Origin of the sequence: Mesorhizobium sp. M2A.F.Ca.ET.043.02.1.1 (genome assembly GCF_003952405.1) — a bacterium.
Taxonomy (GTDB): domain Bacteria; phylum Pseudomonadota; class Alphaproteobacteria; order Rhizobiales; family Rhizobiaceae; genus Mesorhizobium.
In genome coordinates this window covers 697,413-722,417 of the sequence record NZ_CP034445.1, presented here as the reverse complement: position 1 = coordinate 722,417, position 25,005 = coordinate 697,413, and the positions used below count along the sequence as shown (strand labels likewise).

Below are 25,005 nucleotides of genomic sequence, written 5' to 3'. Positions count from 1 at the left end.
GATGACCCTGGCGTTGAACGAACTCTCCACCTATCTCGGCGAGAAGCTCTCCGGCCGCATCGGCGAAGCCGTGCTTGCCTATGGCGAGCTGACCATTTCGGTCGAGCCGGGCAATCTGATCGAGGTCGCGACCTTCCTGCGCGACGATGTGCGCTGCCAGTTCATCTCGATCATCGACATTTGCGGCGCCGACTATCCGTCGCGCGCCAAGCGTTTCGATGTCGTCTATCACCTTTTGTCGCCGAAGCAGAATGTGCGCATCCGCCTTAAGGTCCAGGCCGACGAGGAAACGCTGGTGCCGTCGCTGACCGCTGTCTATCCCGGCGCCGATTGGTACGAGCGCGAGACTTACGATCTGTACGGCGTGCTGTTCAGCGGCCATCCGGATCTGCGCCGCATCCTCACCGACTACGGCTTCGAGGGGCATCCGCTGCGCAAGGATTTCCCGCTGACCGGCTTCGTCGAGGTTCGCTACGACGACGAGGCCAAGCGGGTCATCTACGAGCCGGTGGAATTGAAGCAGGAATTCAGGAACTTCGACTTCTTGAGCCCGTGGGAAGGGACGGATTACGTCCTGCCCGGGGATGAGAAGGCGAAGGCAAATTGAGGCGCCACAATGGCTGAAACCTCCGTCCGCAACTTCAACATCAATTTCGGTCCGCAGCATCCTGCGGCGCATGGCGTTTTGCGCTTGGTGCTGGAGCTCGACGGCGAGGTGGTTGACCGCGTCGATCCGCATATCGGCCTGCTGCACCGCGGCACCGAGAAGCTGATCGAGGCCAAGACCTATCTCCAGGCCGTGCCCTATCTCGACCGGCTCGATTATTGCGCGCCGATGAACCAGGAGCATGCCTTCGCGCTAGCGGCCGAGCGCCTGCTCGGCATCGAGGTGCCGAAGCGCGGTCAGCTGATCCGCGTGCTCTATTCCGAGATGGGCCGAATCATGTCGCACATCCTCAATGTGACGACGCAGGCGATGGATGTCGGCGCGCTGACGCCGCCGCTGTGGGGCTTCGTCGAGCGCGAAAAGCTGATGGTGTTCTACGAGCGCGCCTCGGGTTCGCGAATGCATGCAGCCTATTTCCGGCCGGGCGGCGTGCATCAGGACCTGCCGCAGAAGCTGGTCGAGGACATCGGCAAGTGGATCGACCCCTTCCTGAAGTCGATCGACGACCTCGATGCGCTTTTGACCGGCAACCGTATCTTCAAGCAGCGCAATGTCGATATCGGCACGGTGTCGCTGGCCGACGCGTGGGCCTGGGGCTTTTCGGGCGTGATGGTGCGCGGCTCGGGCGCCGCCTGGGACCTGCGCAAATCGCAGCCTTATGAATGCTATTCCGAGATGGATTTCGACATCCCGGTCGGCAAGAACGGCGACTGCTACGACCGTTATCTCGTGCGCATGGAAGAGATGCGCCAGTCGGCCAAGATCATGCGCCAGTGCGTCGATCTGCTGCTCGGCAAGGAAAGCGCAGGCCCGGTGTCGAACCTCGACGGCAAGGTCGTGCCGCCGAAGCGCGCCGCAATGAAGCGCTCGATGGAAGCGCTGATCCACCACTTCAAGCTCTATACCGAGGGCTATCGCGTGCCGGCCGGCGAGGTCTATGCGGCCGTCGAGGCGCCCAAGGGCGAATTCGGTGTCTATCTGGTCTCCGACGGCACCAACAAGCCCTATCGCTGCAAGCTGCGCGCGCCCGGTTTCGCCCATCTGCAAGCCATGGATTTCCTGTGCCGCGGCCACATGCTGGCCGACGTCACCGCCGTGCTTGGCTCCCTCGACATCGTGTTTGGTGAGGTCGATCGCTAAAATGTCAGTTCGTCGTCTCGCAGATGCCAGCGTCCAGCCAGCCACCTTCGCCTTCAACGAGGCGAATGCGGCGGCAGCGCAGCAGTGGATCGCCAAATACCCGAAGGGGCGCGAACAGTCGGCCATTATCCCGCTGCTGATGATCGCGCAGGAGCAGGAAGGCTGGGTCACCAAGGCGGCGATCGAGACGATTTCGGACATGCTCGGCATGCCGCGCATCCGTGGTCTCGAGGTCGCGACCTTCTACACGCAGTACCAGCTCAATCCGGTCGGCACGCGCGCGCATATCCAGGTCTGCGGCACCACGCCCTGCATGCTGCGCGGCTCGGAAGCGCTGATGGATGTGTGCCGCTCGAAGATCCATCACGACCAGTTCCACACCAACGACAAGGGCACGCTGTCGTGGGAGGAGGTCGAATGCCTCGGCGCCTGCGTCAACGCGCCGATGGTCATGATCTTCAAGGACACTTTCGAGGACCTGACGCCTGAGCGGCTGGCCGAGATCATCGATCTTTACGACGCGGGCAAGGGCGCCGAGGTCAAGCCGGGGCCGCAGAACGGCCGCCATGGCTCCGAGCCGGCCGATGGTTTGAAGACGCTTACCAGCGAAAAGGCGATCCTGAAGTCGACGCGTGACAAGGAAGCCAAGGCGGCCGCGAAGGCTGCCAAGGACGCCGCCGCCGCGGCGCCGGCTGCTGCCCCTGCCGCCGTCGTCTCGCAAGCGGTGCCTGCCGCAGCCCCGGCACCTGCTGCTCCGGCAGCCTCGGGCCCGGTTGCGCCGTCCAAATCCGGCAAGCCGAAGACCGATGCGCCCGAGACCAGCCCGGCCTTAGCGACGCCGTCGCCGGTCAAGGTTGCTCCGGCCACCGAGAAGGCGGCCAGTGTCAGGGCGCCGCGCCATTCGGCCGCCAATGCCAATCAGGCTTCTCCGGAAGTCGAGGCCGTTTCCAAACCGCGCAGCGGGCCCAAGAACAAGGCAGAGCCGGCGGCCGCTTTCAAGGCGCCGGAAACCAAGCAGCCGGTCGCCAAGACGGAAAAGCCTTCGCTGGATGACAAGAACCGGCCGGCCGGCATCGAGCGTCCGGCGACGGTCGACGATCTCAAGCTGATCTCCGGCGTCGGGCCGAAGATCGAAGCGATCCTGCATTCGCTGGGCATCTACACCTTCGCTCAGGTCGCGGCCTGGAAGAGGGCCGAGCGCGAATGGGTCGACGGCTATCTCGATTTCCGCGGCCGCATCGAGCGCGACGACTGGGTGAAGCAGGCCAAGGCGCTCGCCAAGGGCGGCGTCGCCGAATACATCCGCGTCTTCGGCAAGAAGCCGGTCTGAGGGACGACAAATGCTTCAGGACAAAGACCGCATCTTCACCAACATCTACGGCCTCTTCGACAAGTCGCTGGCCGGCGCGCAGTCGCGCGGCATCTGGGACGATACGCCCGGTCTCATCGCCAAGGGCCGCGACTGGATCGTCAATGAGATGAAGGCTAGCGGGTTGCGCGGCCGCGGCGGCGCCGGCTTCCCGACCGGACTGAAGTGGTCGTTCATGCCCAAGCAGAGCGACGGCCGTCCGAGCTATCTGGTCATCAATGCAGACGAATCCGAACCCGGCACCTGCAAGGACCGCGACATCCTGCGCAACGATCCGCACACACTGGTCGAGGGCGCGCTGGTTGCCGGCTTCGCCATGGGCGCAGTCGCGGCCTACATCTATGTGCGCGGCGAGTTCATCCGCGAGCGCGAGGCGCTCCAGCGCGCCATCGACGAGGCTTACGCGGCCAAGCTGATCGGCAAGAACAACACGTCCGGCTACGACTTCGACGTCTATATGCATCACGGCGCCGGCGCCTATATCTGCGGCGAGGAGACGGCGCTGCTCGAAAGCCTAGAAGGCAAGAAGGGCCAGCCGCGGCTGAAGCCGCCATTCCCGGCCAATGTCGGCCTCTATGGCTGCCCAACCACCGTCAACAATGTCGAATCGATCGCGGTGGCGCCGACCATCCTGCGCCGGGGCGCGGCCTGGTTCTCGTCCTTTGGCCGGCCGAACAATGCCGGCACCAAGCTGTTCTGCGTCTCCGGCCACGTCAACAACCCGTGCACCTTCGAAGAAGCGATGTCGATCCCGTTCCGGGAGCTGATCGAGACGCATTGCGGCGGCATCCGCGGCGGCTGGGACAATCTGATGGCAGTCATCCCGGGCGGCGCTTCCGTGCCGCTGGTGCCGGCCGAGCAGATCATGGACGCGCCGATGGACTTCGATGCGCTGCGCGACCTGAAATCCGGCCTCGGCACGGCTGCCGTCATCGTCATGGACAAGTCGACGGATATCGTGAAGGCGATCGCCAGGCTGTCCTACTTCTACAAGCATGAGAGCTGCGGCCAGTGCACGCCGTGCCGCGAAGGCACCGGCTGGATGTGGCGGGTGATGGAGCGGCTGGTGCGCGGCGAAGCGCAGAAGCGCGAGATCGACATGCTGCTCGACGTCACCAAGCAGGTCGAAGGCCACACGATCTGCGCGCTGGGCGACGCGGCGGCCTGGCCGATCCAGGGCCTGATGCGGCATTTCCGCGGCGAGGTGGAACGCCGCATCGACGAGTTTTCGCGCAACGCGCACCGGGTCGAGCCGGTGATGGTGGCGGCGGAATAATACTTCGAAATACGGGCGCAAGCCCGAGACGGAAAGCAGGGGCGGGGCATACGAAGAAACGACCAGGAGAACTCTATGGCGCCGTATTCGATACCCTATCCGTTCATGCCTGATTTGGACCAGCTCGAGAAGATGAACCAGGACCTGACCAAGATGATGCCGAAGGAGATGGCCAGCGCCGTCAACCTTCTGGCGCATCCGGTCGCGGGCGCGGCGGCGATGTCGGCGCTTGGCATCGGTTTTGCCAACCATGCCGTCGGCATGTGGATGGGCGCCTTCACCGGCGCGCTGGAAGCTTCGCAGCGCATGTTCCAGCCTTTCCTCGACGATCTCGAGGCGCAGAGCGAAGCGGTCGCCAATGCGTCCAAGGCGCGCAAGGCGACCGAGACGCTGATCGCCGAGGCGCAGACCTTTGCCAGGGACGTGACCGATATCGCGGTGAACGCGACCGAGAAGGCTCTCGACACGACCGGGGCCGATATTGTCGCCCAGCCGGCAGCGGCCGCATTGATGCCCGAGGATTTCAGGCAGCCGAAGGCCGTCGACAAGCCGGCGAAGCCGTCGGACCTGAAGGCGATTTCGGGTATCGGACCGAAACTGGAGAAGGTGCTCAACGGTCTCGGTATCTGGACCTATGAGCAGATCGCGGCCTGGACGTCGCAAGAGATCGCCTGGGTGGAAGATTATCTGTCGCTTGCCGGCCGCATCGGCCGCGACGACTGGACTGCGCAGGCGGCGGCGCTCGCCGCGAAGTGATTTGAAAAGCCGGGCGCGGTGCAAACCGCGCCCGGAAGATAGATTGCGGACATCCGCGAGGGTTTGAGGCGAATGGCAAAGCTAAAGGTCGACGGGAAAGAGATCACGGTACCCGACCATTACACGCTGCTGCAGGCGGCCGAGGACGCCGGCGCGGAAGTGCCGCGCTTCTGCTTCCATGAGCGGCTGTCGATCGCCGGCAATTGCCGCATGTGCCTGATCGAGGTGAAGGGCGGCCCGCCCAAGCCGCAGGCGTCTTGCGCCATGGGCGTGCGCGACCTGCGCCCCGGCCCGAATGGCGAGCCGCCGGAAATCTTCACCAACACGCCGATGGTCAAGAAGGCCCGTGAAGGCGTGATGGAGTTCCTGCTGATCAACCATCCGCTCGATTGCCCGATCTGCGACCAGGGCGGCGAGTGCGACCTGCAGGACCAGGCGATGGCGTTCGGCGTCGATTCCTCGCGCTATCACGAGAACAAGCGCGCGGTCGAAGACAAGTATATTGGCCCGCTGGTCAAGACCGTGATGAACCGCTGCATCCACTGCACGCGCTGCGTCCGCTTCACCACCGAAGTCGCCGGCATCTCCGAGCTCGGCCTGATCGGCCGCGGCGAGGATGCCGAGATCACCACCTATCTCGAACAGGCGATGACGTCGGAGCTGCAGGGCAATGTCATCGATCTGTGCCCGGTCGGCGCGCTGACCTCCAAGCCATTCGCCTTCCAGGCGCGGCCGTGGGAATTGACCAAGACCGAATCGATCGACGTCATGGATGCAGTCGGCTCGGCGATCCGCGTCGATTCCAGAGGTCGTGAAGTGATGCGCATCCTGCCGCGCGTCAACGAGGCGGTGAACGAGGAGTGGATCTCCGACAAGACCCGCTTCATCTGGGACGGCCTGCGCACGCAGCGCCTCGACCGCCCCTATGTGCGCAAGAACGGCAAGCTCGCTCCGGCAAGCTGGGCAGAAGCCTTCGCGGCGATCAAGGACGAGGTGTCGAAGACCGCGCCCGAGCGCATCGGCGCCATTGCCGGCGATCTCGCGGCGGTCGAGGAAATCTACGCGCTGAAGCTTCTGATGAGCGCGCTCGGATCGAGGAACATCGACTGCCGCCAGGATGGCGCCGCGCTCGATCCGTCGCTCGGCCGCGCCAGCTACATCTTCAACCCGACTATCGAAGGCATCGAGCAGGCCGATGCGGTGCTGATCATCGGCGCCAATCCGCGCTTCGAGGCTTCGGTGCTCAATGCCCGCATCCGCAAGCGCTGGCGCGTCGGCAACCTGCCGGTTGGCGTGATCGGCGAGATCGGCGACACACGCTACGACTATGAACTGATCGGCGCCGGCCCGGAATCGCTGAAGGATCTCGCTGACGGCAACGGCAAATTCTTCGAGGTGCTGAGCAAGGCCACGCATCCGCTGATCATCGTCGGCCAGGGCGCGCTGGCGCGCACGGATGGCGCGGCGGTGCTCGGCCAGGCGGCAAAGCTCGCCACCGCCGTCAACGCGGTCACGGCCGAATGGAACGGTTTTGCGGTGCTGCACAGCGCCGCTGCGCGCGTCGGCGGCCTCGATGTCGGCTTTGTGCCGGGGGAGGGCGGCAAGAACGTCGCCGGCATGCTGGGCGACACCGACGTGCTCTTCCTGCTCGGCGCCGACGAAATCGACATGGCCAAGACGGGCGGCGCCTTCGTCGTCTATATCGGCACGCATGGCGATGCAGGCGCGCATCGCGCCAACGTCATCCTGCCGGCCGCCGCCTACACCGAAAAGTCCGGCACCTATGTGAACACGGAAGGCCGTGTGCAGCAGACCAATCGCGCCGGTTTCGCTCCGGGCGAGGCGCGCGAGGACTGGGCGATTCTCAGGGCGCTGTCGGATGTGCTCGGCAAGAAGCTGCCCTTCGATTCGCTGGCGCAGCTGCGCGCCAAGCTCTATGGCGAATTCCCGCATCTCGCCCGCATCGATCAGGTGCGGGCCGGCAGCGGCGACGATATTGCCAAGGTGGCGAAGCTCGGCGGCCGTTTGAACAAGGGCACCTTCACCTCGTCGGTGAAGGACTTCTACCTGACCAACCCGATCGCGCGGGCGTCGGCCGTGATGGCTGAATGCTCGGCGCTGGCCAAGAGCGGCTTCAAGCAGGCGGCGGAATAAGCATGGACACTTTCCTCTCGATTTACGTGCTGCCGGCGCTGCTGATCCTTCTGAAGTCGGTCGTGCTGATCGTCGTGCTTTTGATCGGCGTCGCCTACCTGCTCTATGCCGACCGCAAGATATGGGCGGCGGTGCAATTGCGTCGCGGCCCGAACGTCGTCGGTCCGTGGGGTACGCTGCAGGCCTTCGCCGACCTTTTGAAATTCGTCTTCAAGGAGCCGGTGATCCCGTCGGGCGCCAACAAAGGCGTGTTCCTTCTGGCGCCGCTGGTGTCGGCGGTACTGGCGATCTCGGCCTGGGCGGTCATTCCGGTCAATGACGGCTGGGCGATCGCCAACATCAATGTCGGCATCCTCTATGTCTTCGCCATCTCCTCGCTCGAGGTCTATGGCGTGATCATGGGCGGTTGGGCGTCCAACTCGAAATACCCGTTCCTCGGCGCGCTGCGCTCGGCCGCGCAGATGGTGTCCTACGAAGTCTCGATCGGCTTCGTCATCGTCACCGTGCTGCTCTGCGTCGGCTCGCTCAACCTCTCCGACATCGTCATGTCGCAGCAGGATGGGCTCGGCACCAAGCTCGGCTTGCCCAATACCTTCCTCGACTGGCATTGGCTGTCGCTGCTGCCGATGTTTGTGGTGTTCTTCATCTCGGCGCTCGCCGAGACCAACCGCCCGCCTTTCGACCTTGTGGAGGCGGAATCGGAACTCGTCGCCGGCCACATGGTTGAATATTCGTCGACGCCGTTCCTGCTCTTCTTCCTCGGCGAGTATGTCGCCGTCGTCCTGATGTGCGCACTGGCGACCATCCTGTTCCTCGGCGGCTGGCTGCCGCCGTTCAATTTCGCGCCCTTCACCTGGATACCGGGTGTGATCTGGTTCGTGCTGAAGATCTGCCTGACGTTCTTCATGTTCTCGATGGTGAAGGCTTTCGTGCCGCGCTACCGCTACGACCAGCTGATGCGGCTGGGCTGGAAAGTCTTCCTGCCGATCTCGCTGTTCATGGTCGTCGCCACCGCGGCCTTCCTCAAGATCACGGGGTTTGCGTGATGTCCGCTCTGGCCCAGGCCGCAAAATCGCTGCTGCTGAAGGATTTCGTCAGCGCCTTCTTCCTGTCGATGCGCCAGTTCTTCGCGCCGAAGGAGACGATCAACTATCCGCATGAGAAGGGGCCGACCAGCCCGCGCTTCCGCGGCGAACATGCGTTGCGCCGTTATCCGAACGGCGAGGAACGCTGCATTGCCTGCAAGCTGTGCGAGGCGATCTGCCCGGCGCAGGCGATCACCATCGAGGCCGGCCCGCGCCGCAATGACGGCACGCGCCGCACCGTGCGCTACGATATCGACATGGTGAAGTGCATCTATTGCGGCTTCTGCCAGGAGGCCTGCCCGGTCGACGCCATCGTCGAGGGGCCGAATTTCGAATTCGCGACCGAGACGCGCGAGGAGCTTTACTACAACAAGGAAAAGCTGCTCGCGAACGGCGATCGCTGGGAGCGGGAGTTGGCGCGCAACATCGCGCTGGACTCGCCGTATAGGTGATTAGCGTGCTTCTGCCCGTTCACGGGGAGAAGATGCCGGCAGGCAGATGAGGGGCGGCGCCAGCTTCTGGAAACTTGGCGTTACCCCTCATCCGGCCCTTCGGGCCACCTTCTCCCCGTAAACAGGGAGAAGGAACAAGAAAGTGGACGGCGCAACGTCGTCCGTCTAAGGAACACGCGGTTTCGAACCGGAGGCGGGTCGGAGTCGAAATTTGGAACCCGGGGGAACCCATGCTGAGTGGACTAGAGGCGGCCTTTTTCTACCTCTTCGCCTTTATCGCCGTGGCGTCGGCCTTCATGGTCATTTCGTCGCGCAACCCCGTGCATTCGGTGCTCTTCCTGATCCTCACCTTCTTCAACGCAGCCGGCCTGTTCATGCTGACCGGCGCCGAGTTCCTGGCGATGATCCTGCTCGTCGTCTATGTCGGCGCGGTGATGGTGCTGTTCCTGTTCGTCGTCATGATGCTCGACGTCGACTTCGCCGAGATGAAGCAGGGCGCCCTGCAATATGCGCCGATCGGCGCGCTGGTCGGGCTGATCCTGGCGGCGGAGTTGATCATCGTGCTCGGCGGCTACACATTCGCGCCGCAGCTGGCCTCGACGGTCGCCAAGGCGACGCCGGATCTCGCCACGCGCTCCAACACGGCGGCGCTCGGCGACATCCTCTACACGGACTACCTCTATTATTTCCAGATTTCCGGCCTGGTGCTGCTGGTCGCCATGATCGGCGCCATCGTGCTGACGCTGCGCCACAAGCCGGGCGTCAAGCGGCAGTCGATCGCCGCGCAGGTCGGTCGCACGCCGGCGACAGGCATGGAAATCCGCAAGGTCAAAACGGGCGAGGGCATCTGAGATGGTCGTCGGCATTGCACATTACCTGACCGTATCGGCGATCCTGTTCACGCTCGGCGTGTTCGGCATCTTCCTGAACCGCCGCAACATCATCGTCATCTTGATGTCGGTCGAGCTCATCCTGCTCGCGGTCAACATCAATTTCGTCGCGTTCTCGGCGGCGCTGCATGACCTCGTCGGACAGGTGTTCGCCCTGTTCGTGCTGACGGTCGCGGCCGCTGAAGCCGCGATCGGTCTTGCCATTCTTGTCGTCTTCTTCCGCAACCGCGGCTCGATCGCGGTCGAAGACGTGAGCGCGATGAAGGGTTGACGGGAACCATCATGTATCAGGCTATCGTCTTCCTTCCGCTGCTCGGCTTCCTGATTGTGGGCCTGTTCGGCAATTCGCTCGGCGCCAAGGCTTCCGAATACATCACCTCCGGCTTCCTGGTGATCGCGGCTATCCTGTCCTGGATCGCCTTCTTCACCGTCGGCTTCGGCCATGGCGAGGTGTTCACCGTGCCGGTGCTGCGCTGGATCCAGTCAGGCGGCATCGACGCCTCCTGGGCGCTCAGGATCGACACGCTGACAGTGGTGATGCTGGTCGTCGTCAACACGGTGTCGGCGCTGGTTCACATCTATTCGATCGGCTACATGCACCACGATCCGAACCGGCCGCGCTTCTTCGCCTATCTGTCGCTGTTCACCTTCGCGATGCTGATGCTGGTGACCGCCGACAACCTCATCCAGATGTTCTTCGGCTGGGAAGGCGTCGGTCTCGCTTCCTACCTGCTGATCGGCTTCTGGTACAAGAAGCCGTCGGCCAACGCCGCCGCAATCAAGGCCTTTGTCGTCAACCGTGTCGGCGACTTCGGCTTCGCGCTCGGCATCTTCGGCGTGTTCGTGCTGTTCGGCTCGGTCAATCTGAGCACCGTGTTTGCCAATGCGGCGTCATTCCTGCCGGCCGAAGGCGCGCCTGCCGGCGCCGCCGTGCTGACTTTCCTCGGCCATGCGCTCGACAAGCAGACGGCTCTGACCGTGGTCTGCCTGCTGCTCTTCATGGGCGCCATGGGCAAGTCGGCGCAGGTGCCGCTGCACACCTGGCTGCCGGACGCCATGGAAGGCCCGACGCCGGTCTCGGCGCTCATCCATGCCGCGACCATGGTGACCGCCGGCGTGTTCATGCTGGCCAGGCTGTCGCCGCTGTTCGAGCTGTCGCACTCGGCGCTGACCGTCGTCACCTTCATCGGCGCCTTCACCGCCTTCTTCGCGGCGACCGTCGGCCTCGTCCAGAACGACATCAAGCGCGTCATCGCCTATTCGACCTGCTCGCAGCTCGGCTATATGTTCGTGGCGCTCGGCGTCGGCGCCTATGGCGCGGCGATCTTCCATCTGTTCACGCACGCCTTCTTCAAGGCACTGCTGTTCCTCGGCTCCGGCTCGGTCATCCATGCGGTGTCCGACGAGCAGGACATGCGCAAGATGGGCGGGCTGCGCAAGCTGATCCCGACCACCTACTGGATGATGATTGTCGGCACGCTGGCGCTGACCGGCGTCGGCATCCCGGCAACGGTGATCGGCACCGCCGGTTTCTTCTCCAAGGACGCAATCATCGCGACCTCCTTCGCCAGCCACAATGCGGTCGCCGGCTTTGCCTTCATCCTGCTGGTGGTCGCCGCCTGCTTCACCAGCTTCTATTCGTGGCGCCTGATCTTCATGACCTTCCACGGCGAGCCGCGCGCCAGCCACGAGGTCATGCATCATGTCCATGAATCGCCGCCGGTGATGCTGGTGCCGCTCTATGTTCTGGCGGCCGGCGCGCTGTTCGCGGGCATCATCTTCCACGGCGCCTTCATCGGCGAGGGCTATGCCGAATTCTGGAAGGCGTCGCTGTTCACGCTGCCGGACAACCACATCCTGCACGAGATCCACGAACTGCCGCTCTGGGTGGAACTGGCGCCGTTCGTCGCCATGGTGATCGGCCTGCTGGTTGCCTGGAAATTCTATATCCGCTCGCCGGAACTGCCCCGCAGCGTCGCCGCCAACCATCGCCTGCTCTACGCCTTCCTGCTCAACAAGTGGTATTTCGACGAGCTCTACGACTTCCTGTTCGTGCAGCCGGCCAAGCGCCTCGGCAGGTTCCTGTGGAAGACCGGTGACGGCACGATCATCGACGGGCTCGGCCCCGACGGCGTCTCGGCGCGTGTCGTCGACGTCACCAACCGCGTCGTCAAGCTGCAGACCGGCTATCTTTACCATTATGCCTTCGCCATGCTGATCGGCGTGGCCGCTCTCGTCACCTGGATGATGCTCTGATGACTGACTGGCCAATCCTCTCGCTGGTCACCTTCCTGCCGCTGGTTGGTGTTCTGCTCATCCTGTTCATCAGCGACGACAGTGAAAACGCGCGCCGCAACATCCGCGCCATCGCCTTCATCACGACGGCGTTCACCTTCGTCGTCTCGCTGTTCATCTGGACGGGCTTTGACAATTCGCAGGCTGGCTTCCAGTTCGTCGAGAAGCACGCCTGGCTGGATTCGGGCATTTCCTACCACATGGGGGTCGACGGCATCTCGATGCTGTTCGTCATCCTGACGACGTTCCTGATGCCGCTTTCCATCCTCGCCTCCTGGGAAGCGATCGAGAAGCGGGTCAAGGCCTATATGATCGCCTTCCTGATCCTCGAGACGCTGATGATCGGCGTATTCTGCGCGCTCGACATCGTGTTGTTCTACGTCTTCTTCGAAGCCGGCCTGATCCCGATGTTCATCATCATCGGCGTGTGGGGCGGCAAGCGGCGCGTCTATGCCTCGTTCAAGTTCTTCCTCTACACACTCGCCGGTTCGGTGCTGATGTTGCTCGCCATCATGGCGATGTTCTTCCAGTCGGGCACCACGGACATCCCGACACTGCTGACGCATCAGTTCCCGGCCAACATGCAGACCTGGCTGTGGCTGGCCTTCTTCGCGTCCTTCGCGGTGAAGATGCCGATGTGGCCGGTACACACCTGGCTGCCCGATGCCCACGTCGAGGCGCCGACGGCGGGCTCGGTCATCCTGGCGGCCATCCTCTTGAAGATGGGCGGGTACGGCTTCCTGCGCTTCTCGCTGCCGATGTTCCCGGAAGCGTCGGCGATGTTCGCGCCTCTGGTGTTCACGCTCTCCGTCGTCGCCATCATCTACACCTCGCTGGTGGCGCTGATGCAGGAGGACATGAAGAAGCTGATCGCCTATTCGTCGGTCGCCCATATGGGCTTCGTGACCATGGGCATCTTCGCCATGAACCAGGAAGGCGTGCAGGGCGCAATCTTCCAGATGCTCAGCCACGGCCTCGTGTCGGGCGCGCTGTTCCTGTGCGTCGGCGTCATCTACGACCGCATGCATACGCGCGAGATCGACGCCTATGGCGGCCTCGTCAACAACATGCCGAAATACGCCACCGTCTTCATGATCTTTACCATGGCCAATGTCGGCCTGCCGGGCACCAGCGGCTTCATCGGCGAGTTCCTGACCATGCTCGGTGTGTTCAAGGTCAACACCTGGGTGGCGTTCTTCGCCGCGACCGGCGTCTTCCTGTCGGCGGCTTACGCGCTTTGGCTGTATCGACGCGTGATCTTCGGCGCGCTGACCAAGGACAGCCTGAAGAACCTGCTCGATCTTTCGCCGCGCGAGAAGGCGATCATCTACCCGCTGGTGGTGCTGGTCATCTTCTTCGGCGTTTATCCGGCGCCGGTGTTCGACGCGACGGCCCAATCGGTCAAGGCGCTCGTCACCAACGTCACCGCATCCATCAATTCCGCGCAGACCGCGGCGGCGAACTGACCGGGGAATAGACCATGACGCCGGACCTTCTCTCCAGCCTTTCACTCTCGACGCCGGAACTGATCCTCGCTGTCGGCGCGCTGGTGCTCCTGATGATCGGAGCCTATTCGCGCTCCAACAACACCATGACCGTGACCGGCCTGGCCGTCCTTGTGCTGGTGGTGGCCGGACTCTGGCTCGCCTTCTCCGGCGGGCAAGGCGCTGCCTATGGCGGCGCCTTCGTGCAGGATGCCTTCGGCGCCTTCATGAAGATGCTGGCACTGATCGGATCGGCGGTTTCGCTGGTGATGTCGATGCGCTTTGCGCGCCAGGAGCATTTCGACAAGTTCGAGTTCCCGGTGCTTATCCTGCTCTGCACGCTCGGCATGCTTCTGATGATCTCGGCCAACGGCATGATCGGGCTTTATCTCGGGCTCGAGCTGCAATCGCTGGCGATCTATGTGCTGGCGGCGATCAACCGCGACAATTTGCGCTCGACCGAGGCGGGCCTGAAATATTTCGTCCTCGGCGCGCTGTCCTCGGGCATGCTGCTCTACGGCATCAGCCTCGTCTACGGTTACACCGGCAACACCGGCTTCCAGGAGATCGCGACGGCCCTTGGCAGCGGCGAGCGCCAGCTCGGCCTCGTCTTCGGCCTGGTGTTCGTGCTCGCCGGCCTCGCCTTCAAGATCTCGGCCGTGCCGTTCCACATGTGGACGCCGGACGTCTATGAAGGCGCGCCGACCCCGATCACCGCTTTCCTGGCGGCGGCTCCGAAGATGGCGGCGATGGCGCTGATCGTGCGTGTCACCATGGGCGCCTTCAAGCCGATCGCTTCGGACTGGCAGCAGATCGTCGTCTTCATCTCGATCGCCTCGATGGCGCTCGGCGCCTTCGCGGCCATCGGCCAGACCAACATCAAGCGCCTGATGGCCTATTCCTCGATCGGCCATATGGGCTACGCGCTGGTCGGCCTTGCCGCCAACAGCCAGGCCGGCGTGCGCGGCGTCGCCATCTACATGCTGATCTATCTGGTGATGACGCTCGGCACCTTCGCCTTCATCCTCGCCATGCGGCGCAAGGAGGGCAATGTCGAGCAGATCAGCGACCTTTCCGGTCTCGCCTCGACCAACCCGGTCATGGCCACCATCCTCACCATCCTGATGTTCTCGCTGGCCGGCATTCCGCCGCTCGCGGGCTTCTGGGGGAAATGGTATGTGTTCCTCGCCGCCATCAACGCGCATCTTTACGCCCTGGCAATCATCGGCGTTCTGGCCTCGGTGGTGGGCGCCTACTATTACCTGCGCATCATCAAGATCATGTGGTTCGACGAGCCTGTCGGCGGCTTCGTTCCGATGGCCAGCGAGCTGCGCCTTGTGCTCGGCGTCAGCGGCGCCTTCGTGCTGTTCTACGTGCTGATCGGCGGGCCGATCGGCAGCTACGCCGAAGCCGCCGCGAAGACCTTCTTCTGACGGGATGGCGTTTCGGCTGGCTCCAACCGCGGCGTCGGAGGGGTTCCGGCTCGAGGCGCATGACAGCGTCGGCTCCACCAACGCGCTGGCGCTGGAGCACGCGCGCGCCGGCGATTCCGGCAAGCTCTGGGTCGTGTCGAAGAAGCAGGTGAGCGGCCGCGGCCGGCGCGGGCGCGCCTGGGCGACCCCGGAAGGCAATCTTGCGGCGACACTGCTCCTAGTTCCGGGCGGCGAGCTGCGGCTGGCAGCGACGCTTGGCTTCGTCGCGGGGCTGGCGCTGGCCGACGCGCTCGACGCCGTCGTGCCGAAAGGCCGGATCGCCGTCGCCTTGGATGGCGCGAGCCAGGGGCGCAACCGCTTCGAGCTGAAATGGCCGAACGACGTGCTGGCCTCGGGCGCCAAGCTTGCCGGCATCCTGCTGGAATCGGCGATGCTCGAGGGCGGCCGTTTCGCGGTCGCCATCGGCATCGGCGTCAATGTCGCGGCTTATCCCGAGGACTTGCCTTATCCAGCGACCTCGCTCAGCGCGCTCGGCGCCGATTGCGATGCCGAAATGCTGTTCCTGGCGCTTTCCGATGCCTGGAGCGAGAATGCCAGGCTCTGGGACGACGGGCGCGGGCTCGATGCCATCAGAAAACGCTGGCTTGCCCGCGCGGCGGGGCTTGGCGGCGAGGTTGCTGTCAGAATTGACGGCAATGTGGTGCGCGGCGTCTTCGAAACCATTGACGAGGACTGCCGTTTCGTGATCCGCGACGATGAAGGATCGGTTTTGACGATCGCGGCGGGCGACGTGCATTTCGGCGCTGTCGCCTCGGCCCGGGTATAGTTTTATTTTGCGCCGTTCCGGACGAAGTCATTGACTACGGTTTTCCCGGAATTGCTCCAACGGCTTGGCCTGACGGCCAGGAAGGAAAGAATTCATGGCGAATAGAGAAAACGCCGAGCTCGTTTTCGCGCCGTTGGGCGGCGTCGGCGAGATCGGCATGAATTTCGCCCTTTATGGTTATGGGCCCGCTGATGCGCGCGAATGGATCGTCGTCGATGTCGGCGTCACCTTTCCCGATAGCGCGCATCCCGGCGTCGATCTCATCCTGCCCGATACGCGCTTCATCGAGGAGAACATCGACGGCCTGCGCGGCATCGTCATCACCCACGCGCATGAGGACCATTACGGCGCGCTGCTCGATATCTGGCCGAGGCTCAAGGCGCCGGTCTGGATGACGCCGTTCACCGCAGGCCTGCTCGAAGCCAAGCGGCAGGGCGAGCAGAACGCGCCGAAGATTCCAGCGTCCATCTACCGGGCCGGCGAGAAATTCACCATCGGACCGTTCGAGATCGAGGCCATTCCGGTGGCGCACTCGATTCCCGAGCCGATGTCGCTGGCGATCACCACGCCGGCCGGCACCGTCATCCATACCGGCGACTGGAAGATCGACCCGGAGCCGACGATCGGGCCGAAGACCGACGAGGCGCGGTTCCGCGCCTATGGCGACAAGGGCGTGCTGGCGCTGATCTGCGATTCCACCAACGCGCTGAGGGAAGGGGAGTCGCCGTCGGAAGTGGCGGTGGGCGAGGGCCTAAAGGGCGTCATCGAGAAGGCCAAGGGCCGCGTCGCGGTCACCACTTTCTCCTCCAATGTCGGGCGCATCGTCTCGATAGCGCGCGCGGCGCGCGATGCCGGCCGGCAGTGCCTGGTGCTCGGCCGCTCGCTGAAGCGCGTCATCGACGTGGCGGGCGAGCTCGGCTACATGGATGGCCTGCCGGAGTTCATCGCCGAGGAAGACTATGGCTATATCCCGCGCGAGAACCTGGTGATCATCTGCACCGGCAGCCAGGGCGAGCCGCTCGCCGCGCTGGCAAAGCTGTCGCGCGACGAGATGAAGTCGGTGGCGCTGACGGCCGGCGACACGGTGGTGTTCTCCTCGCGTACCATTCCCGGCAACGAGAGGGCGATCCTGGAAATCAAGAACCGGCTGATCGACCTCGGCATGAAAATTATCGAGGATGGCGACGCGCTGGTGCATGTGTCGGGCCATCCGCGCCGCAGCGAATTGCGCAAGATGTATGAATGGGTGCGGCCGCAGATCGGCGTTCCCGTGCATGGCGAGGCGGCGCATCTGGTGGCGCAAGGCTCGTTGATGTCGATGTCGGGCATCGGCCAGGTGGCGCAAGTGCGTGACGGCGACATGCTCAGACTCTGGCCCGGCCCGGCGACGATCATCGACCAGCTGCCGTTCGGCCGGCTGTACAAGGACGGGTTCTTGATCGGCACCGACCAGGCCATGGGCATACGCGACCGCCGCAGGCTCTCCTTCGCCGGTCATGTCGCGGTCAATGTCGTGCTCGACGACAAATACGAGCTCGCCGGCGACCCCGACCTGGTGGCGATCGGCGTGGCCGAGGCGGATGCCAGCGGCGAAACGCTGGAAGACCTGATGCTCGATGCGGCAATCGGCGCGGTGGACTCCATTCCGCGCCAGCGTCGAAAAGACGTCGACCTGGTGCAGGAAGCGGTGCGCCGCGCCGTGCGCGCCGCCGCCAACGAAGCCTGGGGCAAGAAGCCGCTGGTGACGGTGTTCGTCACGCGGTGACGAACAAGGGAATAGGGGAGTAGGGCAGTAAGGCAGTAAGGCAGTAAGGCAGTAACGGAGGAACGAGTACTCGCTTTCTTCAATCTTGTTTTCCCTACTCCCTTACTGCCCTACTCCCTTACTCCCCTAAAAGCGGAGCGCTTTATGCTTGGACGCCTGAACCATGTCGCGCTTGCCGTGCCGGATCTGGCTGCGGCGATGGCTGCCTATCGCGATATGCTGGGCGCGCGATTGAGCGCGCCGCAGGCGCTGCCGGAGCATGGCGTGACGGTGGTGTTCGTCGATGTCGGCAACACGAAGATCGAGTTGCTGGAGCCGCTGGGCGATGCCTCGCCGATCGCGGCGTTTCTCGAGAAGAACCCTTCGGGCGGCATGCATCACGTCTGCTATGAGGTCGACGATATCCTGGCTGCCCGCGACCATTTGAAAGCGAGCGGCGCACGGGTGCTCGGCGACGGCCACCCGAAGATCGGCGCGCATGGCAAGCCGGTGCTGTTCCTGCATCCGAAGGATTTCTTCGGCACGCTCGTCGAACTGGAGCAGGCATGAACTGGGTCCTGTTCGCGGCGCTGTTCTTCGTCACCTGGTGGCTGGCGCTGTTCATCGTTCTGCCGTTCAGCCTGCGCACGCAGGACGACGACAGAGATGTCACGCTTGGCACGGTTTCCAGCGCGCCGCGCGGGCCGCATATGCGGCGCGCCTTCCTGCGCGCGACGGTCGTGACGGTGGTCGTGATGGGTATTCTCTACGGGCTGACGATGGGGCTAGGATTCAGCTTCGACGACCTCATGCGGATCATGCCGGACTTTAGTCCGAATACCCATCACTGACGCTGAGAACACGGTCTCCGCAAGTATTGCGAAGCATGCGCGCGCAGGGGTTGAGATCGGAAGCCGGCTTCCGATTTTCGCGAGCGCGGGATGGTCTACCTGTTTGGCAGAGGGCTGGGCTAAGCAGATGATTGCACAAAAAAAATGCAAGGCACGAGGCCTTGCAATTTAAACGCGTCCGATCCGTTTCCGGTGTCCGGCGGCAGCGAGTTACCGCGCCTAGATCGCATCCTCCCAAGACTTTGACCGCGTAGGAGAGCAGATTTTTTTCCGCCCTCTCGGTTATCGGCGCACACTAGACCAAGGCAGGTGAAAATGTCACGAAGAATTTTGCCCGGAAACGGGCAATATCGTGCTGCACTGCACAATAGTGCGGCAAGGCTTGCTTGTGAATCGATCAAAAAGCCATTTGCGGCACTTTGCGGTCAAAATCGCCTTTTTGGTAAGGTGCAGAAGGCCCCATACTTTGGGGCACTCGGGTTTCCATTCGGCCATGAAATGGCTATGAAGCCCGGGCAAGCAGCCTCGGTTGCGCCGATTCCCCCGCGCCGCCATTTTCATTCACGGACCAGTCCATGCGTTTGTCGCGCTACTTCCTGCCCATTCTCAAAGAAAATCCCCGCGAGGCCGAGATCGTCTCGCACCGGCTGATGCTGCGCGCGGGCATGATCCGCCAGCAGGGGCAGGGCAGTTTTTCGTGGCTGCCATTGGGCAAGCGCGTGCTGGACAAAGTTTGCCAGATCATCCGCGAGGAGCAGAACCGCGCTGGCGCGCTGGAAATCCTGATGCCGACCATCCAGTCGGCGGATCTTTGGCGCGAAAGCGGCCGTTACAACGACTACGGCAAGGAGATGCTGCGCATCAAGGATCGGCAGGATCGCGACATGCTCTACGGTCCGACCAACGAAGAGATGGTCACCGAGATTTTCCGCGCTTACGTCAAGTCCTACAAGGACCTGCCGCTCAATCTCTACCACATCCAGTGGAAGTTCCGCGACGAGGTGCGCCCGCGCTTCGGCGTCATGCGCAGCAGAGAGTTCCTGATGAAGGACGCCTATTCCTTCGACCTCGATTTCGAGGGCGCCAGGGCCGCCTACAACCGCATGTTCGTCTCCTATCTCAGGACGTTCACGCGCATGGGCCTGCAGGCCATCCCGATGCGCGCCGATACCGGCCCGATCGGCGGCGACCTCAGCCACGAGTTCATCATCCTGGCCGAGACCGGCGAGAGCCAGGTGTTCTGCGACCGCGCTTATCTGTCGCTCGACGTGCCGGGCGCGAACACCAAGTTCTCCGACGATGCCGAGATCGGCGGCATCGTGACGAAATGGACGACGCCTTACGCGGCCACCGACGAAATGCATGACGAAGCTGCCTGGGAGAAGGTCGCCGAAGGCGACCGGCTTTCGGCGCGCGGCATCGAGGTCGGCCATATCTTCCATTTCGGCGAGAAATACTCCAAGCCGATGAACGCCAAGGTGACCGGCCCCGACGGCAAGGACCATTATGCGTCCGGCGGTTCCTACGGCATCGGCCCGTCGCGCCTGGTCGCGGCGATCATCGAGGCGAGCCATGACGAGAACGGCATCATCTGGCCGGAAGCGGTGGCGCCTTTCGACATCGGCCTGATCAACATGAAGGTCGGCGACGCCGAATGCGACCGCGTCTGCGACGAGCTCTATGCGGCGCTGACCTCGGCCGGCAAGGACGTGCTCTATGACGACACCGACCAGCGGCCGGGCGGCAAGTTCGCCACCGCCGACCTGATCGGCCTGCCGTGGCAGGTGATCGTCGGCCCACGCGGCGTGGCGGCGGGCGAGGTCGAGATCAAGAACCGCAAGTCGGGCGAGCGCGAGACGCTGCCGATCGCCGAGGCCAAGAAGCGCCTGGGTATCGCCGCATGAGCGAGGCGGCGACAGCGGCCAGGTCAGGAGCGGGCGCCTTTTCCGGCTTCGAGCGCATGGTGGCGTGGCGCTATCTGCGCTCGCGGCGCAAGGAGACGGTGATCTCCGTTATCGCCTCGATCTCCTTCCTCGGCATCATGCTCGGCGTCGCGACGCTGATCGTCGTCATGGCGGTGATGAACGGTTTCCGCGCCGAGCTGCTCACGCGCATTCTCGGCGTCAACGGCCATCTCATCGTGCAGCCGCTCGATTCGCCGCTGGAGGACTACGCCCAGGTTGCGAGCCGCATCAACGGCGTCTCAGGCGTCAAATACGCGATCCCGCTGATCGACGGCCAGGTGCTGGCGCAAGGCAATGTCGGCGGCGGCACGGGCGCCCTGGTGCGCGGCATCCGGGGCGAGGACCTCGGCAAGATCTCGATCGTTTCCAGCAACATCAAGCAGGGCACGCTCGACGGTTTCGACACCGGCGAGGGCGTAGCGATCGGCAAGCGCATGGCGGAAAGCCTCGGGCTGGTGCTCGGCGATACTATCACGCTGATCTCGCCGGACGGAGACGTGACGCCGCTCGGCACGACGCCGCGCATGAAGGGCTACAAGGTGGCCGCGATCTTCGAGGTCGGCATGTCGGAATATGACAGCTCGATCGTCTACATGCCGTTTTCGGAAGCGCAGCTCTATTTCAACATGGACGGGCGCGCGCAGACCATCGAGATCTATGTCGACAATCCCGACAATGTCGATGCGCTGAAGCCGCTGGTCGAGCAGGCGGCGCAGCGGCCGGTCGATCTCGTCGACTGGCGCCAGCGCAACGAGACCTTCTTCTCGGCGCTGCAGGTCGAGCGCAACGTCATGTTCATGATTCTCACGCTGATCGTGCTGGTGGCGGCGCTCAACATCATTTCGGGCCTCATCATGCTGGTGAAGGACAAGGGCCACGACATCGCCATCCTGCGCACCATGGGCGCCTCGCGCGGCGCGATCCTGCGCATCTTCCTGATGACCGGGGCGGCGATCGGCGTCACCGGCACGCTCGCCGGCGTGCTGCTCGGCGTCGTCATCTGCATCAACATCGAATCGATCCGCCAGTTCTTCTCGTGGATGACCGGCAGGATCCTGTTCAACCCCGAGCTCTATTTTCTCAGCCAGCTGCCGGCGAAGATGGACCCGCGCGAGACGACCTATGTCGTCATCATGGCGCTGGGCCTGTCCTTCATTGCGACGGTGTTTCCGGCCTGGCGGGCCGCCCGGCTCGATCCTGTCGAAGCCTTGAGGTACGAGTGATGGCCGAAGCCATTATCGAGCTGAAGGGCGTCGAGCGGCATTATGTCCAGGGGCCGCGCAAGCTCACCATTCTGAACGGCGCCGACTTTTCGCTCAGGCGCGGCGAGATGGTGGCGCTGGTGGCGCCATCGGGTTCCGGCAAGTCGACCTTGCTGCATACGGCGGGGCTGCTGGAGCGGCCCGATGCGGGCGACGTGATCCTCGCCGGCCGCGCCTGTGGCCGGCTCTCCGACGAAGAGCGAACCGCGATCCGCCGCAACGATATCGGCTTCGTCTACCAGTTCCATCATCTGCTGCCGGAATTCTCGGCGCTCGAAAACATCATGATGCCCCAGCTGATCAAGGGGCTTCCTCCCAAGGAGGCGTCGGAGCGGGCGGCACAGCTTCTGGACTACATGCAGATCGGCAAGCGCGCGCAGCACCGGCCGGCCGAGCTTTCCGGCGGCGAGCAGCAGCGTGTCGCCATTGCCCGCGCGGTCGCCAATGCGCCGCTGGTGCTCCTGGCCGACGAGCCGACCGGCAATCTCGATCCGACGACCGCCTCCTATGTCTTGGACGCGCTGGAAGCGCTGGTCCGGCAATCGGGGCTGGCGGCGCTGATCGTCACCCACAACCACGAGCTGGCCTCGCGCATGGACCGGCGGGTGACGCTGGCCCAAGGCAAGGTGGTGCCCCTGTAGGCCAAGCCGGTATTCGGATGAGGCTGGCCTGCGGACGGCAGTTTCCTGCGCTTCCGGTGCTCACGTACTTTAAGTACGCTCCGCTCCGGTTCTCGGAACCTACCATCCTCGACTCAGCCTGATCCGAATCTCGGTTTGGCCTGGCTCCGCGCAACGAACCTCATCGCTCGTCAACCTTTCCTTAACCCTGCCCAAACGGACCGGCTGAATTCGCTCCGCCGGGCTATCGACGGTCGTTGACATTCGAACAAAATTAGAACAAATTACGAACATACTAACAACGGAGAGAGTTATGTCTGATCTGGTTCAGGATGTCGTCTCGCTGGTTTGCATGAGCACCTTTCTCGTTTCCATGGCGATCTGGATCGGCGCCATGTGATCAGGCGGCCTTGCCGCCGCTGTTTCGGGCGGGCGAGGGCTCGCCTTGCGGGATGGGCAAGAACCCGCCTGGGACGGGCAAGAGCCCGGCCATTGTTGTTAAGTCTTTCTTGGCCGCGCCGGCGTAGGCTGCCCTCTCCAGACAGGAGCCCAAGACAGGGGAGCCAAGTGTCGGTCTTCGTCACGGTCACCCTCGTGGCCGGCAATCTCGGACTGATCTTCCTTTTGATGACCGTGCCGCTCGGGTCGCGCACGGTGACGGTTAGCCGCGTGATCAAGGCCGACCGCGAGCGCCTCTGGCAGGCGTTGTGGCCGTTCGGCGGCGACGCCGGGTGGTCCGGGGAAATCCTCTCCGCCGAGCCGCTGGACAGCGAGGGAACGGCGCTGATCAGATTGTCCTGGGATGGCCGGGACGGGCGGCCGATCGAACGCAAGTCGCGGTTCGAGGATGTCGGCGAGGGCAGCCGCTTCTCGATGACGGTCATCGAGGACACGGCGCTCGACCCGTCCTTCTGGGCGAATTATCGCGAGACCGTCGCGCTTTTGCCCGAGGGCGATGCGACGCGGGTGACGTTTACCCAGACCGACCGCTATCGCGGCGTTGCCTTCCTGGTCTTTCGCTTCTTCGCCATGCGCCGTGAGATACGCAAGCTGGATGTCTGGGCGGCAACCGGCACTTATCGCAAGGGCGGCTGGTTCGAGCATCCGCTGAGCCAGATCGGTTTCGCCGTGCTCTCGGCCCTGATCCTGTGGCCGTTCTTCGGCCTCAATATCGGCGGGCTGGCGCTGGCCGCGATCCTGACCTCAGTGGTCGCCCTGCACGAGCTCGGTCATATGGCCGCCTTCCGCCTGACGGGACATCGCCGGGCGCGCATGATCTTCATCCCGCTGCTTGGCGGCATTGCCATCGGCGGCAGGCCCTATGACAGCCGCTTCGAGGTTGCTTTCGTGGCGCTGATGGGCGCCGGCTTCTCCGCTTTCCTGGTGCCGGTGCTGATCGCCGCCAGCGGCTTCGCCAACGGCGAAGGCCATCGCCTGGCCGCCATGCTCCTGGCCACGCTCGCCGGCTGCGCGTCGCTGTTCAATATCGCCAATCTGGTGCCGGTGTGGAAATTCGACGGCGGTCAGGTGCTGCGCCAGATCTGCCCCGGCCCGGCAGCGCTCGCGCTGGCGTCCTTCCTGCTCTTGTCCGCGCTTCTCGCGCTCGGCTGGCGGGCCGGTTTCTCACCGAGCTTCCTGCTGATCGCCGGCGCGGTGTTCTCGATCCTCAGCCTCATCACCATGGGCAGCGGCGTCAAGCCGCGTCACGAGCTGAAGCCGATCAAGACCTTTGACCGATTGGCCATGGCCGGCGCTTTGCTCGCCGTCTTTGCCATCCATGGCTACGGTATGCTGTGGGCCTCCGCGCAGTTGATGTAGGGTGTGTCGATATTCAGGTGAGGCCGGCCTGCAAATGTCGGCTTCTTGCGCTTCCGGTACTATAAGTACGCTCCGCTCCGGTTCTCGGAACCGCCTTGTTTGGTCGCTTCGCGCCCGTCTTCGACTCCGACTCGGCCTGACCTGAATCTCAACACACCCCTAGGCGGAGCGGCTTAGCCAGCCTTCCGAGCCGGCTCCGCAGTCGGAACGGCGGCAGGTCCGAACACATCCTCGAAAGCGGCTTTCATCGCAAGGTCGAGGTCGGCCATGGTGACGGGAAGGCCGAGGTCGACGAGGCTGGTCACGCCATGATCCGAGACGCCGCAGGGCACGATGCCGCTGAAATGGCCGAGATCCGGCTCGACATTGATGGCGATGCCGTGGAAGCTCACCCAGCGGCGCAGCCGGATGCCTATCGCCGCGATCTTGTCCTCGGCCGGCGAGCCGTCCGGCAGGGCAGGGCGATCCGGCCGCACCACCCAGACGCCGACGCGATCCTCGCGCCGCTCGCCGCGCACGTTGAAGGCGGCAAGTGTTTCGATGATCCATCGTTCGAGCGCCGCGACGAAGGCGCGCACATCCTCGCGCCGGCGCTTGAGGTCGAGCATGACATAGGCCACGCGCTGTCCCGGACCGTGATAGGTGTATTCGCCGCCGCGGCCCGCGGCAAAGACCGGAAAGCGGTCGGGATCGATCAGGTCTTCGCCACGCGCGCTGGTTCCGGCGGTGTAGAGCGGCGGATGCTCGACCAGCCAGACCATTTCTCCGGCAGCGCCGCTGCGGATCGCCTCGGCGCGCGCCTCCATGAAGGCCAGCGCGTTTGGATAGGAGGTCAGGCCTGGTTCGATCACCCATTCCACCGGCGCCGAACCGGGCAGGGGCAGGAACGACGTGGCGATCTGGCTGCGTTCTGTCATGG

Annotated in this window: 22 protein-coding genes; 21 read left to right on the top strand and 1 reads right to left on the bottom strand. The window is 63.9% G+C overall.

Annotated elements, in window-relative coordinates; all coding sequences use genetic code 11:
* The first annotated feature begins 1 nt into the window (after position 1).
* From EJ068_RS03415 to EJ068_RS03315, 21 genes are all read left to right on the top strand, one after another.
* On the top strand, positions 2-607 hold the full coding sequence (locus EJ068_RS03415) for an NADH-quinone oxidoreductase subunit C (protein ID WP_127253206.1): 606 nt from the start codon (positions 2-4) through the stop codon (positions 605-607).
* A gap of 9 nt (positions 608-616) precedes the next feature.
* Positions 617-1,807 carry an NADH-quinone oxidoreductase subunit D gene (locus EJ068_RS03410; RefSeq protein WP_126060207.1) on the top strand — a complete coding sequence of 397 codons (1,191 nt, stop codon included), beginning with the start codon at positions 617-619 and terminating at the stop codon, positions 1,805-1,807.
* Position 1,808: 1 nt separating this feature from the next.
* Positions 1,809-3,137, top strand: coding sequence for an NADH-quinone oxidoreductase subunit E (locus EJ068_RS03405; protein ID WP_127253204.1), 1,329 nt, complete (start codon positions 1,809-1,811; stop codon positions 3,135-3,137).
* Between the two features lie 10 nt (positions 3,138-3,147).
* Positions 3,148-4,452 (top strand): NADH-quinone oxidoreductase subunit NuoF, encoded by a 1,305-nt coding sequence (nuoF, locus tag EJ068_RS03400; protein ID WP_127253202.1) that lies wholly within the window; start codon positions 3,148-3,150, stop codon positions 4,450-4,452.
* 75 nt (positions 4,453-4,527) lie between these two features.
* The gene (locus tag EJ068_RS03395; RefSeq protein ID WP_126082111.1) at positions 4,528-5,208 is read left to right on the top strand and encodes an NADH-ubiquinone dehydrogenase; all 681 of its coding nucleotides are present in this window, start codon (positions 4,528-4,530) and stop codon (positions 5,206-5,208) included.
* A 72-nt stretch (positions 5,209-5,280) separates the two neighbouring features.
* A complete protein-coding gene (gene nuoG, locus EJ068_RS03390) occupies positions 5,281-7,362 on the top strand; it encodes an NADH-quinone oxidoreductase subunit NuoG (RefSeq protein WP_128298184.1) in 2,082 nt (693 codons plus the stop codon).
* Between the two features lie 2 nt (positions 7,363-7,364).
* The gene (nuoH, locus tag EJ068_RS03385; RefSeq protein ID WP_127251985.1) at positions 7,365-8,408 is read left to right on the top strand and encodes an NADH-quinone oxidoreductase subunit NuoH; all 1,044 of its coding nucleotides are present in this window, start codon (positions 7,365-7,367) and stop codon (positions 8,406-8,408) included.
* Entirely contained in the window at positions 8,408-8,899 is a 492-nt protein-coding gene (gene nuoI, locus EJ068_RS03380) for an NADH-quinone oxidoreductase subunit NuoI (protein WP_042643165.1), read from the top strand. The genes nuoH and nuoI overlap by 1 nt, the downstream gene beginning before the upstream one ends.
* A gap of 230 nt (positions 8,900-9,129) precedes the next feature.
* Complete coding sequence (locus EJ068_RS03375; protein ID WP_042643163.1) at positions 9,130-9,750, top strand: NADH-quinone oxidoreductase subunit J; 621 nt, start codon at positions 9,130-9,132, stop codon at positions 9,748-9,750.
* 1 nt (position 9,751) lies between these two features.
* The gene (nuoK, locus tag EJ068_RS03370; RefSeq protein ID WP_040982022.1) at positions 9,752-10,060 is read left to right on the top strand and encodes an NADH-quinone oxidoreductase subunit NuoK; all 309 of its coding nucleotides are present in this window, start codon (positions 9,752-9,754) and stop codon (positions 10,058-10,060) included.
* 11 nt (positions 10,061-10,071) lie between these two features.
* Positions 10,072-12,045 carry an NADH-quinone oxidoreductase subunit L gene (gene nuoL / locus EJ068_RS03365; protein WP_127251984.1) on the top strand — a complete coding sequence of 658 codons (1,974 nt, stop codon included), beginning with the start codon at positions 10,072-10,074 and terminating at the stop codon, positions 12,043-12,045.
* Positions 12,045-13,550: an NADH-quinone oxidoreductase subunit M gene (locus tag EJ068_RS03360; protein WP_127251983.1), complete on the top strand. Its 1,506-nt coding sequence runs from the start codon at positions 12,045-12,047 to the stop codon at positions 13,548-13,550. The genes nuoL and EJ068_RS03360 overlap by 1 nt, the downstream gene beginning before the upstream one ends.
* 14 nt (positions 13,551-13,564) lie before the next feature.
* Entirely contained in the window at positions 13,565-15,001 is a 1,437-nt protein-coding gene (gene nuoN, locus EJ068_RS03355) for an NADH-quinone oxidoreductase subunit NuoN (RefSeq protein ID WP_127251982.1), read from the top strand.
* A gap of 4 nt (positions 15,002-15,005) precedes the next feature.
* Positions 15,006-15,827 carry a biotin--[acetyl-CoA-carboxylase] ligase gene (locus EJ068_RS03350; RefSeq protein ID WP_128314910.1) on the top strand — a complete coding sequence of 274 codons (822 nt, stop codon included), beginning with the start codon at positions 15,006-15,008 and terminating at the stop codon, positions 15,825-15,827.
* Positions 15,828-15,921: 94 nt separating this feature from the next.
* On the top strand, positions 15,922-17,592 hold the full coding sequence (locus EJ068_RS03345) for a ribonuclease J (RefSeq protein WP_127251980.1): 1,671 nt from the start codon (positions 15,922-15,924) through the stop codon (positions 17,590-17,592).
* A gap of 144 nt (positions 17,593-17,736) precedes the next feature.
* On the top strand, positions 17,737-18,141 hold the full coding sequence (mce, locus tag EJ068_RS03340; protein WP_127251979.1) for a methylmalonyl-CoA epimerase: 405 nt from the start codon (positions 17,737-17,739) through the stop codon (positions 18,139-18,141).
* Positions 18,138-18,422 (top strand): DUF1467 family protein, encoded by a 285-nt coding sequence (locus EJ068_RS03335; RefSeq protein WP_127251978.1) that lies wholly within the window; start codon positions 18,138-18,140, stop codon positions 18,420-18,422. Before mce ends, EJ068_RS03335 begins: the two co-directional genes overlap by 4 nt.
* Before the next feature lie 575 nt (positions 18,423-18,997).
* Complete coding sequence (gene proS, locus EJ068_RS03330; protein ID WP_127251977.1) at positions 18,998-20,326, top strand: proline--tRNA ligase; 1,329 nt, start codon at positions 18,998-19,000, stop codon at positions 20,324-20,326.
* On the top strand, positions 20,323-21,609 hold the full coding sequence (locus tag EJ068_RS03325; RefSeq protein WP_042643138.1) for a lipoprotein-releasing ABC transporter permease subunit: 1,287 nt from the start codon (positions 20,323-20,325) through the stop codon (positions 21,607-21,609). The genes proS and EJ068_RS03325 overlap by 4 nt, the downstream gene beginning before the upstream one ends.
* Complete coding sequence (locus EJ068_RS03320) at positions 21,606-22,289, top strand: ABC transporter ATP-binding protein (protein WP_189512595.1); 684 nt, start codon at positions 21,606-21,608, stop codon at positions 22,287-22,289. Before EJ068_RS03325 ends, EJ068_RS03320 begins: the two co-directional genes overlap by 4 nt.
* Positions 22,290-22,835: 546 nt before the next feature.
* Positions 22,836-24,086 (top strand): SRPBCC family protein, encoded by a 1,251-nt coding sequence (locus EJ068_RS03315; RefSeq protein WP_127251975.1) that lies wholly within the window; start codon positions 22,836-22,838, stop codon positions 24,084-24,086.
* 173 nt (positions 24,087-24,259) lie between these two features.
* On the opposite strand, the gene lipB is transcribed toward EJ068_RS03315, so the two are convergent.
* A complete protein-coding gene (gene lipB, locus EJ068_RS03310) occupies positions 24,260-25,003 on the bottom strand; it encodes a lipoyl(octanoyl) transferase LipB (protein WP_127251974.1) in 744 nt (247 codons plus the stop codon).
* Positions 25,004-25,005 lie beyond the last annotated feature (2 nt).

Coding starts and splice junctions, on each gene's coding strand:
- EJ068_RS03415 (WP_127253206.1), top strand. CDS start 2: ATGACCCTGGCGTTGAACGAACTCTCCACCTATCTCGGCGAGAAGCTC.
- EJ068_RS03410 (WP_126060207.1), top strand. CDS start 617: ATGGCTGAAACCTCCGTCCGCAACTTCAACATCAATTTCGGTCCGCAG.
- EJ068_RS03405 (WP_127253204.1), top strand. CDS start 1,809: ATGTCAGTTCGTCGTCTCGCAGATGCCAGCGTCCAGCCAGCCACCTTC.
- nuoF (WP_127253202.1), top strand. CDS start 3,148: ATGCTTCAGGACAAAGACCGCATCTTCACCAACATCTACGGCCTCTTC.
- EJ068_RS03395 (WP_126082111.1), top strand. CDS start 4,528: ATGGCGCCGTATTCGATACCCTATCCGTTCATGCCTGATTTGGACCAG.
- nuoG (WP_128298184.1), top strand. CDS start 5,281: ATGGCAAAGCTAAAGGTCGACGGGAAAGAGATCACGGTACCCGACCAT.
- nuoH (WP_127251985.1), top strand. CDS start 7,365: ATGGACACTTTCCTCTCGATTTACGTGCTGCCGGCGCTGCTGATCCTT.
- nuoI (WP_042643165.1), top strand. CDS start 8,408: ATGTCCGCTCTGGCCCAGGCCGCAAAATCGCTGCTGCTGAAGGATTTC.
- EJ068_RS03375 (WP_042643163.1), top strand. CDS start 9,130: ATGCTGAGTGGACTAGAGGCGGCCTTTTTCTACCTCTTCGCCTTTATC.
- nuoK (WP_040982022.1), top strand. CDS start 9,752: ATGGTCGTCGGCATTGCACATTACCTGACCGTATCGGCGATCCTGTTC.
- nuoL (WP_127251984.1), top strand. CDS start 10,072: ATGTATCAGGCTATCGTCTTCCTTCCGCTGCTCGGCTTCCTGATTGTG.
- EJ068_RS03360 (WP_127251983.1), top strand. CDS start 12,045: ATGACTGACTGGCCAATCCTCTCGCTGGTCACCTTCCTGCCGCTGGTT.
- nuoN (WP_127251982.1), top strand. CDS start 13,565: ATGACGCCGGACCTTCTCTCCAGCCTTTCACTCTCGACGCCGGAACTG.
- EJ068_RS03350 (WP_128314910.1), top strand. CDS start 15,006: ATGGCGTTTCGGCTGGCTCCAACCGCGGCGTCGGAGGGGTTCCGGCTC.
- EJ068_RS03345 (WP_127251980.1), top strand. CDS start 15,922: ATGGCGAATAGAGAAAACGCCGAGCTCGTTTTCGCGCCGTTGGGCGGC.
- mce (WP_127251979.1), top strand. CDS start 17,737: ATGCTTGGACGCCTGAACCATGTCGCGCTTGCCGTGCCGGATCTGGCT.
- EJ068_RS03335 (WP_127251978.1), top strand. CDS start 18,138: ATGAACTGGGTCCTGTTCGCGGCGCTGTTCTTCGTCACCTGGTGGCTG.
- proS (WP_127251977.1), top strand. CDS start 18,998: ATGCGTTTGTCGCGCTACTTCCTGCCCATTCTCAAAGAAAATCCCCGC.
- EJ068_RS03325 (WP_042643138.1), top strand. CDS start 20,323: ATGAGCGAGGCGGCGACAGCGGCCAGGTCAGGAGCGGGCGCCTTTTCC.
- lipB (WP_127251974.1), bottom strand. CDS start 25,003: ATGACAGAACGCAGCCAGATCGCCACGTCGTTCCTGCCCCTGCCCGGT.